The sequence below is a fragment of the Streptomyces fragilis genome (genome assembly GCF_003112515.1).
GTDB classification, from domain to species: Bacteria; Actinomycetota; Actinomycetes; order Streptomycetales; family Streptomycetaceae; genus Streptomyces; species Streptomyces fragilis.
In genome coordinates, this window is the sequence record NZ_BEVZ01000008.1 from 1 (window position 1) to 17,370 (window position 17,370).

The 17,370-nt window shown below is 74.9% G+C and carries 11 protein-coding genes and 1 riboswitch; of the genes, 5 read left to right on the forward strand and 6 right to left on the reverse strand.

Annotated elements, in window-relative coordinates:
* Positions 1–450: 450 nt before the first annotated feature.
* Positions 451–1,017: a MarR family winged helix-turn-helix transcriptional regulator gene (locus tag Sfr03f_RS24570; protein ID WP_108956229.1), complete on the reverse strand. Its 567-nt coding sequence runs from the start codon at positions 1,015–1,017 to the stop codon at positions 451–453.
* A 117-nt stretch (positions 1,018–1,134) separates the two neighbouring features.
* Here Sfr03f_RS24570 and Sfr03f_RS24575 point away from each other — a divergent pair, with 117 nt between their 5' ends.
* Complete coding sequence (locus Sfr03f_RS24575) at positions 1,135–2,427, forward strand: MFS transporter (RefSeq protein ID WP_108956231.1); 1,293 nt, start codon at positions 1,135–1,137, stop codon at positions 2,425–2,427.
* Positions 2,428–2,476: 49 nt separating this feature from the next.
* On the opposite strand, the gene Sfr03f_RS24580 is transcribed toward Sfr03f_RS24575, so the two are convergent.
* Together Sfr03f_RS24580 and Sfr03f_RS24585 are read right to left on the reverse strand one after the other, a co-directional pair.
* The gene (locus Sfr03f_RS24580) at positions 2,477–4,150 is read right to left on the reverse strand and encodes an ATP-binding SpoIIE family protein phosphatase (protein ID WP_108956233.1); all 1,674 of its coding nucleotides are present in this window, start codon (positions 4,148–4,150) and stop codon (positions 2,477–2,479) included.
* Positions 4,151–4,312: 162 nt separating this feature from the next.
* Positions 4,313–5,710, reverse strand: a complete 1,398-nt coding sequence (locus tag Sfr03f_RS24585) for an NAD(P)/FAD-dependent oxidoreductase (RefSeq protein WP_108956235.1) — start codon at positions 5,708–5,710, stop codon at positions 4,313–4,315.
* A gap of 380 nt (positions 5,711–6,090) precedes the next feature.
* Between Sfr03f_RS24585 and Sfr03f_RS24590 the strand changes: the two genes are divergently transcribed.
* The gene (locus Sfr03f_RS24590) at positions 6,091–6,828 is read left to right on the forward strand and encodes a TetR/AcrR family transcriptional regulator (protein ID WP_108956237.1); all 738 of its coding nucleotides are present in this window, start codon (positions 6,091–6,093) and stop codon (positions 6,826–6,828) included.
* Between the two features lie 732 nt (positions 6,829–7,560).
* Positions 7,561–9,486, forward strand: a complete 1,926-nt coding sequence (locus Sfr03f_RS24595) for a sigma-70 family RNA polymerase sigma factor (RefSeq protein WP_372514191.1) — start codon at positions 7,561–7,563, stop codon at positions 9,484–9,486.
* Between the two features lie 297 nt (positions 9,487–9,783).
* Here the strand turns inward: Sfr03f_RS24595 and Sfr03f_RS24600 are convergent, their stop codons facing one another.
* A complete protein-coding gene (locus tag Sfr03f_RS24600; RefSeq protein ID WP_108956239.1) occupies positions 9,784–11,910 on the reverse strand; it encodes an asparagine synthase-related protein in 2,127 nt (708 codons plus the stop codon).
* 648 nt (positions 11,911–12,558) lie between these two features.
* On the opposite strand from Sfr03f_RS24600, the gene Sfr03f_RS24605 reads away from it, so the two are divergent.
* Positions 12,559–13,983, forward strand: coding sequence for an NsdA family TPR-like regulatory protein (locus tag Sfr03f_RS24605; RefSeq protein ID WP_108956241.1), 1,425 nt, complete (start codon positions 12,559–12,561; stop codon positions 13,981–13,983).
* A gap of 169 nt (positions 13,984–14,152) precedes the next feature.
* On the forward strand, positions 14,153–14,914 hold the full coding sequence (gene trmB / locus Sfr03f_RS24610; protein ID WP_108956243.1) for a tRNA (guanosine(46)-N7)-methyltransferase TrmB: 762 nt from the start codon (positions 14,153–14,155) through the stop codon (positions 14,912–14,914).
* A gap of 19 nt (positions 14,915–14,933) precedes the next feature.
* Here the strand turns inward: trmB and Sfr03f_RS24615 are convergent, their stop codons facing one another.
* Both Sfr03f_RS24615 and Sfr03f_RS24620 read right to left on the reverse strand, forming a co-directional pair.
* The gene (locus Sfr03f_RS24615) at positions 14,934–15,878 is read right to left on the reverse strand and encodes an aldo/keto reductase (RefSeq protein ID WP_108956244.1); all 945 of its coding nucleotides are present in this window, start codon (positions 15,876–15,878) and stop codon (positions 14,934–14,936) included.
* A gap of 94 nt (positions 15,879–15,972) precedes the next feature.
* Positions 15,973–17,013 (reverse strand): M23 family metallopeptidase, encoded by a 1,041-nt coding sequence (locus Sfr03f_RS24620; protein WP_108956246.1) that lies wholly within the window; start codon positions 17,011–17,013, stop codon positions 15,973–15,975.
* Between the two features lie 11 nt (positions 17,014–17,024).
* Positions 17,025–17,163: riboswitch (cyclic di-AMP (ydaO/yuaA leader) on the reverse strand.
* Between the last annotated feature and the right edge of the window lie 207 nt (positions 17,164–17,370).

Sequence of the window (17,370 nt, forward strand, 5' to 3'; positions counted from 1 at the left end):
CTGACCCTCTCGGGCTTTCCTCCGGGCGCTTCCTTCGTTTCCGACTCTATCAGACCGTTTCCGTTCCGATTTCCTCGGTGCTTTCCAGGTCCTTCACCTTTCGGCGTTTTCCCTTTCCGGCGGTTCCGACTCTATCAGAACCTTTCGGCGTCTGATTCCCAGTCAGAGGGGGTTGTCTTCGCGGCCGTTGGGCCGTTCCGACGTCTCAAACCTTAGCGGATCTTTCCCTCGGTTCCCAATCGGCCCTATTCGGAGCCGGCCCGGAGACCTCGAGATCCGCGTGAATTGCTTTCCGGGCACGCCGAAAAGAATCCCGCGGGAGTGATCGTGCTTGGTGTGAGGTGCCGCTGAGAGCGGCGGATGGTTGCCGGGGAACCGTGACGGCTCGGCGGCAACTCGAAGAACCTTACGGATCGGCAGGACCCGTGTCAAGAGGCCGGGCCGGCCGGGTCAGTCCAGGTCGGTCAGCCGCCCGCCGGCGTCCGGCTGGGCGTGCTCGACACGGATGAGCAGACGGGTGAGGAGCTCGCCCAGGGTGGCGCGCTCGTCGGAGGAGAGGTCCTGGAGGAGGCCCTCCTCGAAGACGCTCGCCAGACGCATGGCCTCCAGCCACCTCTCACGGCCGAGCGGGGTGAGCTCGACGATGACGCGGACGCGGTTGGACTCGTCGCGCTCGCGGGTCACCAGGCTCTCGGTGACCATGCGGTCGATCCGGTGGGTCATCGCGGCCGGGGTGAGGCCGAGGCGCTTGGCCAGCTCGCCCGGCCCCATCCGATAGGGGGCGCCGGACAGGACCAAGGCCTTCAGCACCTCCCACTCGGCGTTGCTGATGCCGAGCTCCGAGGTCTGGCGGCTGTAGGCGACGTTCATGCGCCGGTTGAGCCGGGACAGCGCGGAGACGACCTTCTCGACCTGGGGGTCGAGGTCCTGGAACTCCCGCTGGTAGGCCGCGATCTGCTCCTCGAGCGTCGGCTCGCCGAGAGCCGCTGCGGTCGGGTCTGCGGAGTTGTCGGCCATGTGCGGAGTATCGCATGCACAGACTTGGCGCCTGAAGACCTTGGGTGTGTAGTCTTTAGCTTCGAACTTTAGGTTCGAAGTGTTCAGGGCTAACGACTCGTAGCAAGGCAGGTGACAGTGAGCAAGGCGATGCGGCGGATCCAGGTGGGCAGCGCGCTCAGCGCGTTCGGTCTGGGATTCACCGTTCCGTATCTGTACGTCTATGTGGCACAGGTGCGGGGGCTGGGCGCCGTGACGGCGGGGCTGGTCCTCGCGGTGTTCGCGGTGGCCGCCCTGATCGTGCTCCCGTTCGCCGGACGGGCCATCGTGTCGCGGGGCGCGCTCCCCGTGCTGGTGGCCTCGCTGGTGACGGCCGCGGCGGGCTCCCTGGCGCTGGGCCTGTCGGCCGGCGCCACCACGGTGCTGCTGTCGGCGGCGCTGCTCGGCGCGGGTCAGGCCGTGATGCAGCCGGCACTGGCCACCCTGGTCGTCGACTGCTCGTCCACGCTCTCGCGGACCCGGGCGTTCGCCACGCAGTTCTTCCTGCAGAACCTCGGCCTGGGCGTCGGCGGTCTGATCGGCGGCCACCTGGTGGACCCGTCGCGTCCCGGCTCGTTCGTCCTGCTGTTCTCGATCCAGGCCGCGATGTTCGTCCTGCTCACCGGTCTGATGGCGACGACGCGGCTGCCGAAGGCGGCGTTGCCGGAGGACGGTGGCCCGGAGCAGGTGCCCGCGGTCAAGGCCGACTGGCGCGCGCTGTTCCGTAACCGGGCGATGGTCTGGCTCTGCGTCCTGGGCTTCGTGCTGTTCTTCGCCTGCTACGGGCAGTTCGAGTCGGGCCTGAGCGCCTACGGCGTGGAGGCGGCGGGCATCTCGACGTCCACGCTGGGCACCGCGCTGGCGGCCAACACGGCGATGATCGTGCTGGCCCAGTTCCTGGTGCTGCGGTTCGTGGAGCGGCGGCGGCGTTCGCGGGTGATCGCGGGCGTGGGTCTGCTGTGGGCCGTCGCCTGGGCGGTCGCCGGGTTCTCCGGGCTGGCCGACGTGAGCCAGGCGGTCGCGACCGTCTCCTTCATCTCGGTCTACGCGCTGTTCGGGCTGGGTGAGGCGCTGCTGTCGCCGACACTGGCGCCGCTGGTCGCCGATCTCGCGCCCAGTGGGCTGGCCGGTCAGTACAACTCGGCGTTCGCCCTGGTCAAGCAGCTGGCGCTGGCGATCGGTCCCGCCGTGGGCGGGCCGATGGGTGCCGCGCTGCACGGGCCGTACATCGTGCTGATGCTGCTGTTCTGCCTCGGCATGGCGGGGTTGGCGATGGGCCTGGAGCGGCGGCTCACCACCGCGCAGAACCACCCCTACGCCACGCGTGCCCGGGTGGTGGCGCAGTCCGCGCCCGCCTCCCCGCCTGCCGCGCCGGTGGGTGCGGACGCCTAGGGCTCGGCCCTCACCCCCTGAGCGCGTCGGTCTCCCGGGACCGGCGCGCTCACCGCAGTGCGAACTCGCACCAGACCGCCTTGCCGCCGCCCGGCGTGCGCCGGCAGCCCCAGCTGGAGCTGATGGTCGCCACGATGGCGATGCCCCGGCCCGACTCGTCGCCCGGCTCGGCCCGGCGGCGCCGCGGCAGGTGGTCGTCCGCGTCGGTCACCTCCACGATCAGCCGGCGGTCGGTGCGGCGCAGTCGCAGCCGCATCGGCGGCATCCCGTGCTGGAGCGAGTTGGCGACCAGCTCGCTGGCCGCCAGGACGCCCAGGTCGCGGAGGTCCGCGGGGAACCGCCAGCTGGCGAGCACCCCGGAGGTGAACGCGCGGGCGTGCGGTGCGGCCTCGGCGCCGCCGAGCAGCTCCAGCTCGGCGTGGCGGAAGAGGTCCGCCTCGGCGCCGGTGCGCTCGGGATGCTGGATCACCAGCACGGCGACGTCGTCGTCGTGGTCGGCGGTGACCCCGGCGGAGCGCATCAGGCGGTCGCAGATCACCTGAGGGCTGCCGCCCGCGCCGGCCAGCGCCCGCTCCAGGGCGGTGATCCCCTCGTCGAGGTCCTTGTCCCGGCGCTCGACCAGGCCGTCCGTGTAGAGGACGGCCGTCGACCCGGGGGTCAGCGGCACGGAGGCGGAGGCGTGCACCCAGCCGCCCGCGCCGAGCGGCGGACCGGTGGGTTCCTCGGTGCGGACCACCTCGCCCTCGGCGTCGCGGACGAGGATCGGCAGGTGGCCCGCCGAGGCGTAGACCAGCCGGCCCTCGTTGGGGTCGTGCACCGCGTAGACGCAGGTGGCGATCTGATTCGCGTCGATCTCGGACGCCAGGCCGTCCAGCAGCTGGAGCACCTCGTGCGGCGGGAGGTCCAGGCGGGCGTAGGCGCGCACGGCGGTGCGCAGCTGGCCCATCACGGCGGCGGCGCGCACCCCGCGCCCCATCACGTCACCGATGACCAGCGCCGTGCGGCCGCCGCCGAGGGTGATGACGTCGTACCAGTCGCCGCCGACCGCGGCCTCCGTCCCGCCGGGGTGGTAGGTGGCGGCGATGCGGAGGTCGTCGGGCTGCTCGAGCTCCTGCGGGAGCAGGGAGCGCTGGAGGGTCACCGCGGTCTCGCGCTGACGGCGCTCGCTGGCACGCAGCCGCTCGCCCGCCTCGGCGTGGTCGGTGACGTCGGCGGCGAAGACCAGCACGCCGCCGTGCCGCTCCCCCTCGACCGCCACGGGGGTGCAGGTGAAGGTGTAGCAGCGGCCGTCGGAGGCCGTGCGGGACTTCAGCGTGCGGGGGCGGGCGCTGCGCAGGACCTGGTCGAGGAGGGGGAGCAGGCCGGTCTCGACCAGTTCGGGGAGCTGGTCGCGGGCCGCTCCGCCCGGTGTTCGGGGGCCGAACGCGGCGGTGTAGGCGGCGTTGACGTAGGCGACGCGGTGGTCCGCGCCCTGGACGAGGGCGACCAGGGCTGGGACGCGGTCCAGCACCTCGTGGACGGCCAGGTCGTCGAGGGCCGCGGCGCCGGGGCGGGCTCTGCCGCCCGGCTGCTCGGCACGGGCGGCGGGCACGGAGCCGTCGGCCCGGCGATCCTGGGCCTCCCGGCCCGGGGTCGCTCCGTCCGGGGAGAGGCCCGTTCCCGCTCGCGCTGCGGCGCGGCGCTGCGTTCCGGGGAGCCGGGCGCTCCAGCGCGTGAAGTTCACGAATCCTTGCCTCGGGTTGTGGTCTCCGGCCTGCTCCGGAATGCGGCCGGTCGGGCGGCCGCCGCGGACGGTGGACCAGTGTGGCAGCCCCGGAGCGGTCCGGGGCGGTTTGCACCGACATCCGTTGGACGCCTGGCGCGTTTGCGGAGTTCCTTCGTCCGGTCAGGTGGACCCGTTCGGGTCGGGGTGAGGGCCGTCGGGATGCATTCCCCCGGCAGCGCGTTCGAACTCCGCGCGCGGGTGTTCCAATGAACCGAGCGAGACGATCTCCCGCGCGAACAGACCGGCCAGCGTCCATTCGGCGAGCACCCGTGCCTTGCGGTTGAGGGTGGGCAGCCGGCCCAGGTGGTAGGCGCGGTGCAGCAGCCAGGCGGCGCGGCCGGTGAGCCGGCGCCCGCGGAGCTGGGCGACGCCTTTGCGCAGGCCGAGGGAGGCGACCGCGCCGAGATGGGCGTGTGCGTAGCGCTCCAACGGCTCCCCCCGCAGGGAGCGCACGAGGTTGTCGGCGAGGACCCGGGCCTGGCGCACCGCGTGCTGGGCGTTGGGCGCCACCGTGGTGCCGGGCGCGTCGGCGGCCAGGTCGGGGACCGCGGCGGCGTCGCCGGCCGCCCAGGCGTGCGGGACGCCCTCGACGGCGAGGTGCTCGGTGCACCGCAGCCGCCCCCGGGAGTCCAGCGGCAGGCCCGTGGCGGCGAGCATCGGGGATGGCCGAACCCCGGTGGTCCACACGAGGGTGCGAGCGGGCAGCCGTGCGCCGTCGTCGAGCACCACGACCCGGTCGGTGCAGGAGCGCAACCGGGTGGACAGCCGGACGTCGACGTTGCGGCGGCGCAGCTGGGTGAGGGCGTAGCGGGCGAGCGGCTCGTCGACCTCCGGGAGGATGCGGCCGGACGCCTCGACCAGGAGCCAGCGCAGGTCCTCGGGGGCGATGGTGTTGTAGTGCCGGACCGCGTACCGGGCCATGTCCTCCAGTTCGGCGAGCGCCTCGACCCCCGCGTAGCCGGCGCCGACGAAGACGAAGGTCAGCGCCGCCTCGCGGACCGCCGGGTCGCGGGTGGAGGCGGCGATGTCCAGCTGTTCCAGGACGTGGTTGCGCAGCCCGATGGCCTCCTCCACGGTCCGGAAGCCGATGCCGTGGTCGGCCAGGCCGGGCACGGGGAGGGTGCGCGAGACGGAGCCGGGAGCCAGCACGATCTCGTCGTAGCCGATCGACTCGCCGCAGGGCGCGGAGGGGTTGCGGGCGGCCCGCTCACCGGAGGCTGCGGTGGTGTACCGGGCGAGGCGCCGGGAGTGCTCGACGCCGGTGACCTCTCCGACGATCACCCGGCAGCCGTCGAGGACGCGGCGCAGCGGCACCACCACGTGCCGCGGGGAGATCGATCCGGCGGCGGCCTCGGGGAGGAACGGCTGATAGGTCATGTACGGGTCAGCCGTGATCAGGACGATCTCCACGGCGCCGGCGCGGAGCTCGGCGCGCAGGCGGCGTTGCAGCCTCAGGGCCGTGTTCATCCCGGCGCAGCCGCCGCCCACCACCAGTACCCGGGTGCGCTCCTTCACCATCACACACCCCATGACGCACCCCGCTCAGAACTTTGTCCACAGCCTTGTCAATTCATGTGACCGGCGGCGGATCGCGGGGGCGTGGCGGTGGCATCGGGGCGTGCGGCGGAATCCGCAGGTCGCGGGGGAATCGAGGGCTCCCGGCGGGGGCGTGTCGCGGACGTGTGCGCCTCGTACTCCTTTCGAGGGTCCACCTACGCGGAACGGGACCCTTCTGAATTGACGCCCACTCAACTATGTTCGTTGTGCGTCGGGGTGTGGGGGGATGCGCGGTTCGTATCCGCGTCGGGCGGATTTCTTGTCATACGCCTTCTCCTCGTGGCCCGGCCGTCCAAGGTGGGGAGTCTCCGGGGGGAGACGCAATAACCGGGGGGTTACACATGCAGACTCAGGAATCTCACTGGCCGTCCGCGCCCGTCGCGCGGGCCGCCGCGACGCCGGTCGCCGCGGCGGTGGGCGCCGGCGGCACCGGCCTCGCCCATGCGGCGGCCCGCGGGATGCGCACGACGCCGCTGCGGGTGGACGCCCAGCGGAACCTGGAGCACGTGCTCCGCGCGGCCCGCGAGGTGTTCGGCGAGCTGGGTTACGGGGCTCCGATGGAGGACGTCGCCCGGCGGGCCCGGGTGGGTGTCGGCACGGTCTACCGGCGCTTCCCGAGCAAGGACGTGCTGGTGCGGCGGATAGCCGAGGAGGAGACGGCCCGTCTCACGGACCAGGCGAGGGCCGCGCTGGGCCAGGAGGACGAGCCGTGGTCGGCCCTCTCCCGGTTCCTGCGCACCTCGGTCGCCTCGGGTGCCGGGCGGCTGCTGCCGCCGCAGGTGCTGCGGGTCGGCGTGGCCGACGACGCCCGGGTGCCGCAGCAGCGGAGCGTCCCGGCGGACCCCGGCGAGTCGGGCGTGCCGGACGACGCCGGCGCGGCGGCGCTGCTCGACGTGGTCGGCCGGCTGGTCGACCGGGCGCGGGCGGCGGGCGAGCTGCGGACGGACGTGTCGGTGGCGGACGTGCTGCTGGTCATCGCGACCGCCGCGCCCTCGCTGCCGGATCCGGCGCAGCAGGCGGCGGCCTCCTCGCGGCTGCTGGACATCCTGCTGGAGGGGCTGCGTTCGCGGCCGTCCTGAGGCGGGACGCCACCCGGTGACGGGCGGCGGGGTGCGGTCCGGGGCCGTCCAGGTGCTCGACCCGGGGCCGCGTGCGGGGGTGTCTCGTGCGCGGCCCCGGATTGTGCCGTGCGGGGGTGCCGGCTGGAACCCCTGAGCGGGCGAAACCCCACGGACGAGTGGTAGTTCCGTCCGTCCGCTCGACGCCCAGTTCCGCTGTGCCACGCTGGCCGCGACATGACGGACCGGCGTGCGGGGGCCAGCCGAGATATGGGCGCGGACGAGCGGAACGACGAGGGCGACAGGGCCGGCGGGGGCGCGGGGGGCACGGGGGGCGGAGGTGCCGCCGGGAGGATCCCCGAGCAGGCGGGGCCCGGGGCGGAGCCGGGGCGGGTCGCGGCCGGGCCGCGTGAGGCCGCTGCCGAGCCACGCCAGGCCGGTACCGGATCGCGCCAGGCCGTTGCCGGGCCCTGTGAACCCGCTGCCGGTTTGCGTGAGCCCGCGGCCGGTTCGCGTGCGCCCGCGGCCGGACCGCCTGAGCCCGGGACCGGATCGCGTGAGGCCGGGACCTGGCCACACCAGGCCGCTGCCGGGCCCCGTGAACCCGCTGCCGGGTCGCGCGAGCCCGGGACCGGGCGGCCTGAGCCCGGGACCGAATTGCGTGAGGCCACTGCAGGGCAGCGTGAGCCCGCGACCGGACCGCGCGAGCCCAGGACCGGATCGCGTAAGGCTACTGCGGGACCGCGTGAGCCCGTGGCCGGACCGCCTGAGACCGTGGCCGGGCCGCGTGAGGCAGAGGCCGGGGCGGCCGTGAGGCCGGGGGGTGGGACCTTCCTCCCCGCGCAGCGGGAGGCGGGTGCCGGCCGGGAGGCCGCCGCGTCCGCACCGCCCGGCTCCGACGCCGAGCTGATCGTGCGGATGCGGGCCGGTGACGACTCGGCCTACGAGGCGCTCTACCGCCGGCACGCGGACGCCGTGCGCCGGTACGCCCGCACCTGCTGCCGGGACGCGCACACCGCGGACGACCTGACCGCCGAGGTGTTCGCCGGCGTGCTCCAGGCGGTGCGCGGCGGGGCAGGTCCGCGGCACGCCGTGCGCGCCTATCTGCTCACCACCGTCCGCCGCACCGCCGCGGGGTGGGTCAGGTCCGCCCGGCGTGAACAACTGGTCGACGACTTCGCGGTGTTCGTCGAGCAGTCGGTCCGGGACACCGACCGGCTGGACGACGACACGCTCGAGCTCGGCGCCGACGTGAGGGCGATGCACGAGGCCGAGCAGTCGCTGGCGATGCGCGCCTTCCGCTCGCTGCCCGAGCGGTGGCAGGCGGTGCTGTGGCACACCGAGGTGGAGGACGAGTCGCCGGGCGAGGTCGCCACGCTGTTCGGCCTGGACGCCAACGGCACGCGGGTGCTCGCCAGCCGGGCCCGCGAAGGTCTCAAGCAGGCGTATCTGCAGGCGCACGTCAGCGCGACGCTCGCCGCCGACGCCGAGTGCGCCCGGTACGCGGACCGGCTGGGCGCCTTCGCCCGCGGCGGGCTGCGGATCCGGGCCGAGCGGGGACTGCGCAAGCACCTGGAGGAGTGCGCGCGGTGCCGGGCGGCGGCGGGGCAGATCAGGGATGTCGCGCAGGGCATCCCGGCGGTGGTGCCGGTGGCCGTCATCGGGTGGTTCGCCGCGGCGGGGTACGCCAGGGTGGCGGGGCCGCTCTCGGGCGCCACCGGGGCCGGGGCGGTGGCCGCGGGCGGGTCGGCGGTGGCCGCGGCGGGTGGTGGCGGCGGCGCGGGCGGCGCCACGTCGGCGGCCGGGGGTGCGGGCGGTGCGGGCGCGGGCGGTTCCGGCGCGGGTGCCGGTGGTGGCGGGGTGCTGGCCGAGGGGCTGGGAGCTCCGGCCAAGGCGGGCATCGCCGCCGGGGTGGTCACGGTGGCCGCCGCGGTGCTGGCGCTCGCGCTGATCGGGCACGACCGTCCCACGCCGCTGACGCCACCGGTGGCCGGTCCTCCGCCGGTGTCGGAGCCGGCCGCGGCGCCCGAGGGCGCGCCGCCGTCGCCCGGGCCGGAGCGGCCCGCACGCCCGGTGGCCGCGGGGCCGGCGACGTCCGTCCCGCCCGTGCGCGAGCCTGCCGCCGATGTTCCCGCGCGGTCCGCCTCACCCTCCCCCTCGCCCACTCCCGCGCCTCCGCCCGCGCCGGAACCCGCGCCGGAACCCGTGCCCGCGCCGGCCGAGGAGCCGCCGCCCCCGCCCGTGGTGCCTGTCGAGTACCGGTGGAGCGGCCTGCCGTACGACGTCGCCGGTGACGGCAGCGGCCCGGAGATGCGGCTCTCCTCGAGTACCTGGGTCTGGCAGCGGAGGTCCCTCACCGTCGCCGGGGTGACCTACCCCGAGGGGGTGACGGTCAACGGGCGGTCCTCCGTGGTGATCGACCTCAACCGGCCGTGCACCTCGTACCGGGCGATGGCGGGGATCGACGACATGTCGCTGGGACTGGGGGCCGCGGTGTTCTCCGTCCACGCCGACGGGGTGCGGCTGTGGCAGTCCGGGGTGGTGCGGGCGGGGGATCCGGCGGTGCCGGTGTCCGTCGGCCTGTCCGGGCGGCGGACGGTGCGTCTCGTCGTCGAGCCGCGCGGCGGCGCCCTCGCCGTGCCCGCCGACTGGGCCGCCTCCCGCTTCCTCTGCGGGTGACGTCCCGACGGAGCGCGCCCTCCGGCAGGGTGTCTTACGTCGGCGCACTCTACGTCGGGCGCGCCTTACGTCGGCGCACCTTCGTCGAACCGCCTTACGTCGGGGCGCCTTCGGTCGGAGCGCCTCCCGACAAGCCGCCTTCGGGCAAACGGCGCCGCGTCAAGCCGCCTTCGGCCGAACCGCGCCCCGTCAAGCCGCCTTCGGCCGAACCGCGCCCCGCCGAGCCGCCGGAGGACGCGACGCCCCTCACCCCCCGGCCGGCCCGCAACGCCCGCCCGCGGGACCCGGAGGCCTCCGTCACCGCCCGGTGGCGTCGAGGGCCTTGCGGCGGGGCGGGGTGAGGCCCGCGGGGGCGGCGCGGCGGCGGGCGGTGCCGGTCCAGCAGGTGCCGCGCCGGGAGAGCAGCCGCCGCAGCCACAGCTCGAGCGAGACGATGTCCGCGAGCCCCGCCGACGCCAGCGGCTCCCCCTCCGCCCCCGCCCGCAGCGCCTGCCGCACCACCCGCGCCTCGACCAGCCCCGCCTCCGCCAGGAACGGCGAGGCGAACAGGTCTCCCAGCACGTCCCCCGCGGCCCGCAGCCCCGCCCGGTCCGCGGCCTCCGCCGTGGCGTGGCTGGGGGCGCCCCAGCCGGGCGGCAGGCCGCCGACGCCCGCGCCCTCGAGGACCGCGCGCAGGATCGCCGCCCGCGCCCCGGGCCGCACCCGCAGCGTCTCCGGCAGGGCGCGCCCGGCCCGCACCACCTGGTTGTCGAGGAACGGCGCGTGCAGCCGCTGCGCGCGGACCTCCGCCGCCTGCTCCAGCACCCGTACGTCCGCCGCGTACCGGGCCAGCGCGGCCCGGGCGCGGAAGTCGCCCGGCCGCTGCCCGGGGCCCACGGCCGCCGCGCGCAGCGTCGCCGCCTGCAGGCGTCCGGACACGTCGGCCAGCGCTTCGCCGGTCAGCCACCGCGCGGCGGGACCGGGCGTGGCCCACACCAGCGCGGCCAGCGACGCCTCCACCGCTCCGGCCACGGCGGACCCGTCGTCGAACCGGCGGTGCCGCAGCCGCTCCGCCAAATCGTTCATGCCGGCCGGGTAGGAGGTGCGGGCCAGCTTGCGGGCCGCGCCGTAGACCCGGGCCGGGACGAGCACCGAGCCGTCCGCCCGGGCGAGCGCCATGGTGGGCCGGACCAGGTGGCGCCGCTTGCGGTCCATCAGCAGGTCGGCCAGGCGCGCCGGGTGGGCGTCCAGGACCTCGCGGGCGCCGTGCCCGGTGAAGTGGTCGGCGCTGCCCGCGGCGAACCGGGCGCGGTGCCGGGCCGCGGAGACCAGGGAGCGGCCGGGCTCGTCGGTGAGCGGGCCGTCGAGGTCGGCGTAGGGAAGCACCTCCGCGCCGCCCGCGACCACCACGTGCCGCAGCCGGGGGTTGGCCGCCAGGGTGCCCGCCCGTTCCAGTTCGGCCTCCCGGCCGCGGACCGCCAGGTCGTTGAAGGTGACCGCCAGCAGCCGCTCCCCCGCGCCGGCGCCGTGGCCGAGGACGGTGCCGGGGCGGCCGGGCAGACCGGCGGCGAGCAGGGCCAGGGTGCCGGAGCCGGGGCCGCCGGACAGGTCCGCGCCGATGCCGGGCACCGGCATCCGGTCGGCGCGGCGGTCGGCGGGCCCCATGCCGGGCACCGGCCCGGGGTCCGTGCCGGCGCCGGGCATGTGCCGGGGCGCCGCCAGCCGGGTGCGCACCGCCTCCACCAGCGCCTCGCGCAGCGCGTCCACGGCGCTGTGCGGGTCGGCGGGGGGCGCGGCCACGGCGAGCGAGGCGACCGGCTCGTACCCGGCGACCTCACGCGCGCCGGCGCGCAGGATCAGGGCGTGTCCGGGCGGGATGCGCCGCACCCCTTCGTAGGGGGTCGAGTCCTGGAGCGCGGCCGGGACCTCCGGCGCGGCCAGCAGGGCGGCCAGGTGCCCGAAGTCGAGGTTGGCGCCGACCAGGTCGGCGAGCGGCAGCGCCGCGGTGGCGTAGGCGGTGCCGCCCCGCCAGGGGGTGTGGAAGACGGGGCGGGCGCCGGCCAGGTCGCCGCAGACCGTGGTGCGCCGGTCGACCTGGACGACGACGGTGTAGCTGCCGGACCAGGCGGTGAGGTGGCGCAGCGCGCCGCCACGGGCCGCGAAGAGCCCGGCCAGCAGCTGGTCGTCGGTGGCCCCGCACAGCCCCACCACCGCTATCCGGGTGCGGGCGTCGGCGATAAGGACGCGGGTCTCGTCGGGCCGCCAGTCGCCCACCGCCCACAGCGGATCGACGCCGCCCCACAGCAGCTGGGCGCCCACCGGCTCGGGGGTGTCGTCACCGAACTCGTCGGGGTGGGCGTCGGGTTCGCCGTAGGCGCCGAAGAGGTCGGGGCCGGGCGGCCGATGGCCCGCGGCGGTGCTGCTCCATCCCACCAACCACCGCATCGACGCCTCCACAGGCTGTGGACAATCAGTGCACGAGCGAACCTGTGCACCATGCTGCCACGAAGGGAGTGTCACGGAGGCACGCCGACGCGCCCTCCGTGCCGGCCGCGCGAGGGCCCGGTCAAGTGGCGTTCCACCGGGGCGACTTGAATGCGCCCCCTGGCGCGCCCCCGGTGACCACCCGGTGCGCCTGCGTTCACCTGGCGGGAGGGCCGTGACGGCTTCTCGGCGCAGGGCATATTTTCAGCCAATTACGCCGACTGTGCGCGAGTTGCGGAGCCCTGCGCACACGCTCCGTACATACGGAGGAGTACGTACGGTCCGGGAGGCGGGCTGCGCCTCCCGGACCGGTCCGCCGCCCGCGGGGATGTGGCGGCGGTGTCCCCCAGCCCGCTGGATCCAGTACAGCGGGCCGACCCACGCAGGACCCATGGAACAGTCCTGGCCGCCGGCGATGCAGAGCGCACGGCCGGGCGCACGGCCACACACCGGGAGCACGTGGACACCCTCCGTACTCCCGCCCGGGCAGCAATCTCGCCATACGGAACTTTGCCCCTTAACGCATGGGATTCGGAGAACTACGCTGGGTTTACGAATGCCGCGGGTTTATGCCAGTCGCGGCAGCCGTCTCTGCCGAGGGGGGACCGGATGCCCAGGGAGCAACGCGGGCCGAACGAGAAGCTCGGCGCCGTTCTCGCCCTCGCGGGCATCAGCAACGCGGGGCTGGCGCGGCGCGTGAACGACCTGGGGGCCCAGCGCGGGCTGACGCTTCGGTACGACAAGACGTCGGTGGCGCGCTGGGTGTCCAAGGGCATGGTGCCGCAGGGCGCGGCTCCCCATCTGATCGCGGCCGCCATCGGGCAGAAGCTCGGCCGGCCGGTCCCGCTGCACGAGATCGGGCTGGCGGACGCCGATCCGACGCCCGAGGTCGGCCTGGCCTTCCCGCGCGACGTCGGCCAGGCGGTGAGGTCGGCCACCGAGCTGTACCGGCTCGACCTGGCCGGCCGGCGGGCGGGCTCGGGCGGCATCTGGCAGTCGCTCGCGGGCTCCTTCGCCGTCTCCGCCTACGCGACGCCCGCCTCGCGGTGGCTGATATCCCCGGCCGACAGTTCGGTGGCGCGCGAGGCCGGCGCCTCGGAGGGGTCCGGCTCCCCGCTGAAGGTGGGCCACAGCGACGTCCGCAAGCTGCGCGAGGCGGCGGAGGACGCGCGGCGGTGGGACTCCAAGTACGGCGGCGGGGACTGGCGGTCCTCGATGGTGCCCGAGTGCCTGCGGGTCGAGGCGGCGCCGCTGCTGCTCGGCTCGTACTCCGACGACGTCGGGCGCGCCCTCTTCGGGGCGAGTGCCGAGCTGACCCGGCTGGCGGGCTGGATGGCCTTCGACACCGGGCAGCAGGAGGCCGCGCAGCGCTACTACATCCAGGCCCTGCGGCTGGCCCGCGCGGCGGCGGACGTGCCACTGGGCGGTTACGTTCTGGCGTCCATGTCCCTGCAGGCCACCTACCGGGGCTTCGGCGACGAGGGCGTGGACCTCGCCCAGGCCGCCGTGGAGCGCAACCGGGGGCTGGCCACCGCCCGCACGATGAGCTTCTTCCGCCTGGTCGAGGCGCGGGCCCACGCCAAGGCGGGGGACGCGGCCGCGGCGGGTGCGGCGCTGAAGGCCTCCGAGAGCTGGCTGGAGCGTTCCCGCGAGGGGGACCATGACCCGACCTGGCTCGGCTTCTACGGCTACGACCGGTTCTGCGCCGACGCCGCCGAGTGCTACCGCGACCTGAAGGCGCCCGGGCAGGTGCGGCGGTTCACCGAGCAGGCGCTGTCCAAGCCCACCGAGGAGTTCGTGCGCTCGCACGGGCTGCGGCTGGTGGTCTCCGCGGTGGCCGAACTGGAGTCCGGCAACCTGGACGCGGCCTGCGAGCAGGGGGTGCGCGCGGTGGAGGTGGCCGGGCGGATCTCGTCCGCCCGCACCACGGAGTACGTCAAGGACCTGCTCACCCGGCTGGAGCCGTACGGCGACGAACCGCGGGTCGTCGAGTTACGCGAACGCGCCCGCCCCCTCCTCGGCACCCCGGCCTGATCCCGCCTTCGGCGCCCCGGACCGGTCCCGCCTTCCGCGCGGCGGCCCTATCCCGCTCCCGGCGCGATCCCGACTCCCGGCACGATCCCCGATTCCCGGCACGGCGGCGCCCGTGCCGGGGGTGGTGAGCGCGGAGGGTGGAGGCGGTGCGCCGTAGACTCGGGGCATTGTGTCTGACGCCCCGAACCCCAGCCGCCGCCCCGCCCGGACCCCCCGGTTCCCGGACGGACCGCAGCCCGATCCGGCCGGCTCCCACCACGAGCGCCGCATCCGCAGCTTCCAGCCCCGCCGCAGCCGGGTGACCACCGGCCAGGCCGACGCCATCGAGCGGCTCTGGGCCCGGTGGGGCCTGGACATCGACGGCCACCGCACCCTGGACCTCGCCGAGCTCTTCGGCGACGACCGTCCCGTCGTGCTGGAGATCGGCTTCGGCATGGGCGAGGCCACCGCCCAGATGGCCGCCGACGACCCGGAAACCAACATCCTCGCGGTGGACGTGCACACCCCGGGCCAGGGCAACCTGCTGAACCTCGCCGAGAAGAGCGGGCTCACCAACGTGCGGGTGGCCAACGGCGACGCGATCATCCTGCTCCGCGAGATGCTCACGCCCGACGCGCTGGCCGGCCTGCGGGTCTACTTCCCCGACCCCTGGCCCAAGAAGCGGCACCACAAGCGGCGGCTGATCCAGCCCGAGTTCCTCGACCTGGCCGCCGACCGTCTCCGTCCGGGCGCGGTGCTCCACTGCGCGACGGACTGGGAGCCGTACGCGGAGCAGATGCTGGAGGTGCTGACCGCGCACCCCCGCTTCGAGAACACCCGTCCCGACGGTCACTTCGCGCCGCGGCCGGAGTTCCGCCCGCTCACCCGGTTCGAGGGTCAGGGGCTGGACAAGGGGCACGTGGTGCGCGACCTGCTCTTCCGCCGGATCTGAGCCCCGGCGGCGCGGCCGGTCAGTCGGAGGCCTCGTCCAGCCGGGCCGTCTCCGCGTCGGTGAGCCGCAGGTCCGCGACCGCCGTGAGGGCGGGCAGCTGGTCCACCGTGCGGGCGGAGGCGATCGGCGCCACCACCGTCGGGCGCGCGGCCAGCCAGGCGAGGGCCACCGTGGCCGGGGACGCGCCGTGCGCCTCGGCGATCTCGTCGAGGGCGGCCAGGACGCGCCGGCCGCGCTCGCTCTCCAGGTGCCGGGCCGCTCCGGTCGCGCGGGGGCTGTCCACCGTGGTCCCGGGGCGGTACTTGCCGGTCAAGAAGCCGGACGCCAGGGCGTAGTACGGCACGGCGGCCAGCCCCGCCCGCTCCGCGACGTCGCGCAGGGGGCCCTCGTAGGTGTCGCGGGAGACCAGGTTGTAGTGCGGCTGGACGGCGGTGTAGCGGGCGAAGCCCTCGCGCTCGGAGAAGTCCAGCGATTCCTGCAGCCGCTCGGCGCTGATGTTGGACGCGGCGATCGCCCGCACCTTGCCCTCGCGGACCAGCTGGTCGAGGGCGAGCATGATCTCCTCGACCGGCGTCTCCGGCTGGTCGAAGTGCGTGTAGTACAGGTCGATGTGGTCGGTGCCCAGCCGGCGCAGCGAGGCCTCCGCCGCCGCCCGGATGTTGGCGCCCGACAGCCCGCGGTACTGCGGGTGCTGGCTCACCTTGGTGGCGATCACGACCTCGGAGCGGTTGCCCCGCGCCTTGAGCCACCTGCCGATGACGGTCTCCGACTCGCCGCCCTCGTTGCCCTCCACCCAGGCGGAGTAGGAGTCGGCGGTGTCGACGAAGTTGCCGCCCGCCGCGGTGTACGCGTCGAGGACGGCGAAGGACTCCCGCTCGTCGGCGGTCCATCCGAACACGTTGCCGCCGAGGGCGAGCGGGAAGACCTCGAGGCCGGACGTGCCCAGCTTGCGCAGTTCAGTCATGCCTGTGACCAACGCGTCCGGCCGACGGCGCATTCCGACGCGCCGTCAGCCGGTCACGGTCCGCGGAGGGTGAGGGGGGTGGAACCGGCGGCCGTCAGAGGTTGACGCCGCGCTCGGCCAGCCAGGCCATCGGGTCGACGCCGTCGCCGCCGCCCGGGTGCACCTCCAGGTGCAGGTGCGGGCCGGTGACGTTGCCGGTCGCGCCCACCCGGCCGATGACGTCGCCGGTGGACACCTTCTGGCCCACGCTGACGTTGATCGACGACTGGTGGCAGTACCAGAGCTCGGTGCCGTCCTCGAGGGTGAGGACCGTCCGGTAGCCGTAGGAGCCGGCCCAGCCCGCCTCGGTGACGGTGCCCGTGTGGACGGCCTTCAGCAGCGTGCCGGTGGGGGCCGCGAGGTCCAGACCCGTGTGGTAGCCGGAGGACCACATGGAGCCGGCCTGCATGTAGGTGGAGGTGATCGTGTAGGAGGACGCGGGGGAGACGAAGGTGGCGGCCAGCTTGGCGATGCGCTCGGCCTCGGCCTTGGCCTTGGCCTCCTCCTCGGCCTTCTCGGCGGCGGCCTCGCGGGCCTGCGCCTCGGCCTTCTCCTTGGCGGCCTTCTCGGCGGCGGCCTGGGCGGCGGCGTCCTGGGCCTCCAGCGCGGCCTGCGCCTCGGCCTCCTGCTCCTGCTGGGCGGCCTGCGCCATGATGCGGGCGCGCAGCGCCTCGCCCGCGTCGGCGGGGGAGGCGGTCTCGGTGGGGGCGACACCCACGCCCATCTCGCCGAGGACGCTGGGAGCCTGCTCGACGGCCGCCGTTTCGGCCTCGTCGCCGCCGGGAAGCAGTGAGGTGACCGGGTCCAGCGACGGCATCTGCGGCATGGTGATGTGCACCGGAGCCTTGCCGGGCGCGGCGGTGGCCATGCCGCCCGCACCGACGGCGGCGATCACACCGACGCCGAGGACGGTGGAACTGCGGGCCAGACCCCGCTGCTTGGCCACCCGGTGGCGGCCTCTCTGGACGGTTCCCTCGCTGGGGTTCCACTCCTCGAAGGCGCCCTCGCCGGGGAATCCCGCGGGACCGTACGCGTCGGCGGCCGCACGCTGGCTCGGCACGAGGGGCAGTTCAGGGGCAGGGGTGTTGGACGCCACGGGGGCGCACTCCTTTCCTTCCGTCTCGCCTACCGGGTTAGCTGACGGGTTCGGAGCGGGAAGGTCTCCTACGCGCGTATACCGAGATACGCCCGATTCACCCCAAAAGTGGTTCCCCGGTTCCCTCGCGGGATTCGGCAGAGCGCACGGAGCCGTCGCTGGTGACGGCTGGGACAACCGCGCGCTGCGTTATCGAACGTTAATAGAAGCGGTGGCTCAATTCCAAGCCGTTCCTTCACATCGTCCGACCCTGTGGCCTGAACCTATGGAGACCCAACAGGGCGAAACGGACATGGCCTCGGTCACACCGTGACGACCGCCATGGCTTGATCACTTCGGTGGGTTTCCGTGGCCCCG

Bases quoted from the DNA above. Each gene is read 5' to 3' on its own strand.
- Sfr03f_RS24570 (WP_108956229.1), bottom strand. From the start codon at position 1,017: ATGGCCGACAACTCCGCAGACCCGACCGCAGCGGCTCTCGGCGAGCCG.
- Sfr03f_RS24585 (WP_108956235.1), bottom strand. From the start codon at position 5,710: ATGGTGAAGGAGCGCACCCGGGTACTGGTGGTGGGCGGCGGCTGCGCC.
- Sfr03f_RS24590 (WP_108956237.1), top strand. From the start codon at position 6,091: ATGCAGACTCAGGAATCTCACTGGCCGTCCGCGCCCGTCGCGCGGGCC.
- Sfr03f_RS24600 (WP_108956239.1), bottom strand. From the start codon at position 11,910: ATGCGGTGGTTGGTGGGATGGAGCAGCACCGCCGCGGGCCATCGGCCG.
- Sfr03f_RS24605 (WP_108956241.1), top strand. From the start codon at position 12,559: ATGCCCAGGGAGCAACGCGGGCCGAACGAGAAGCTCGGCGCCGTTCTC.
- Sfr03f_RS24615 (WP_108956244.1), bottom strand. From the start codon at position 15,878: ATGACTGAACTGCGCAAGCTGGGCACGTCCGGCCTCGAGGTCTTCCCG.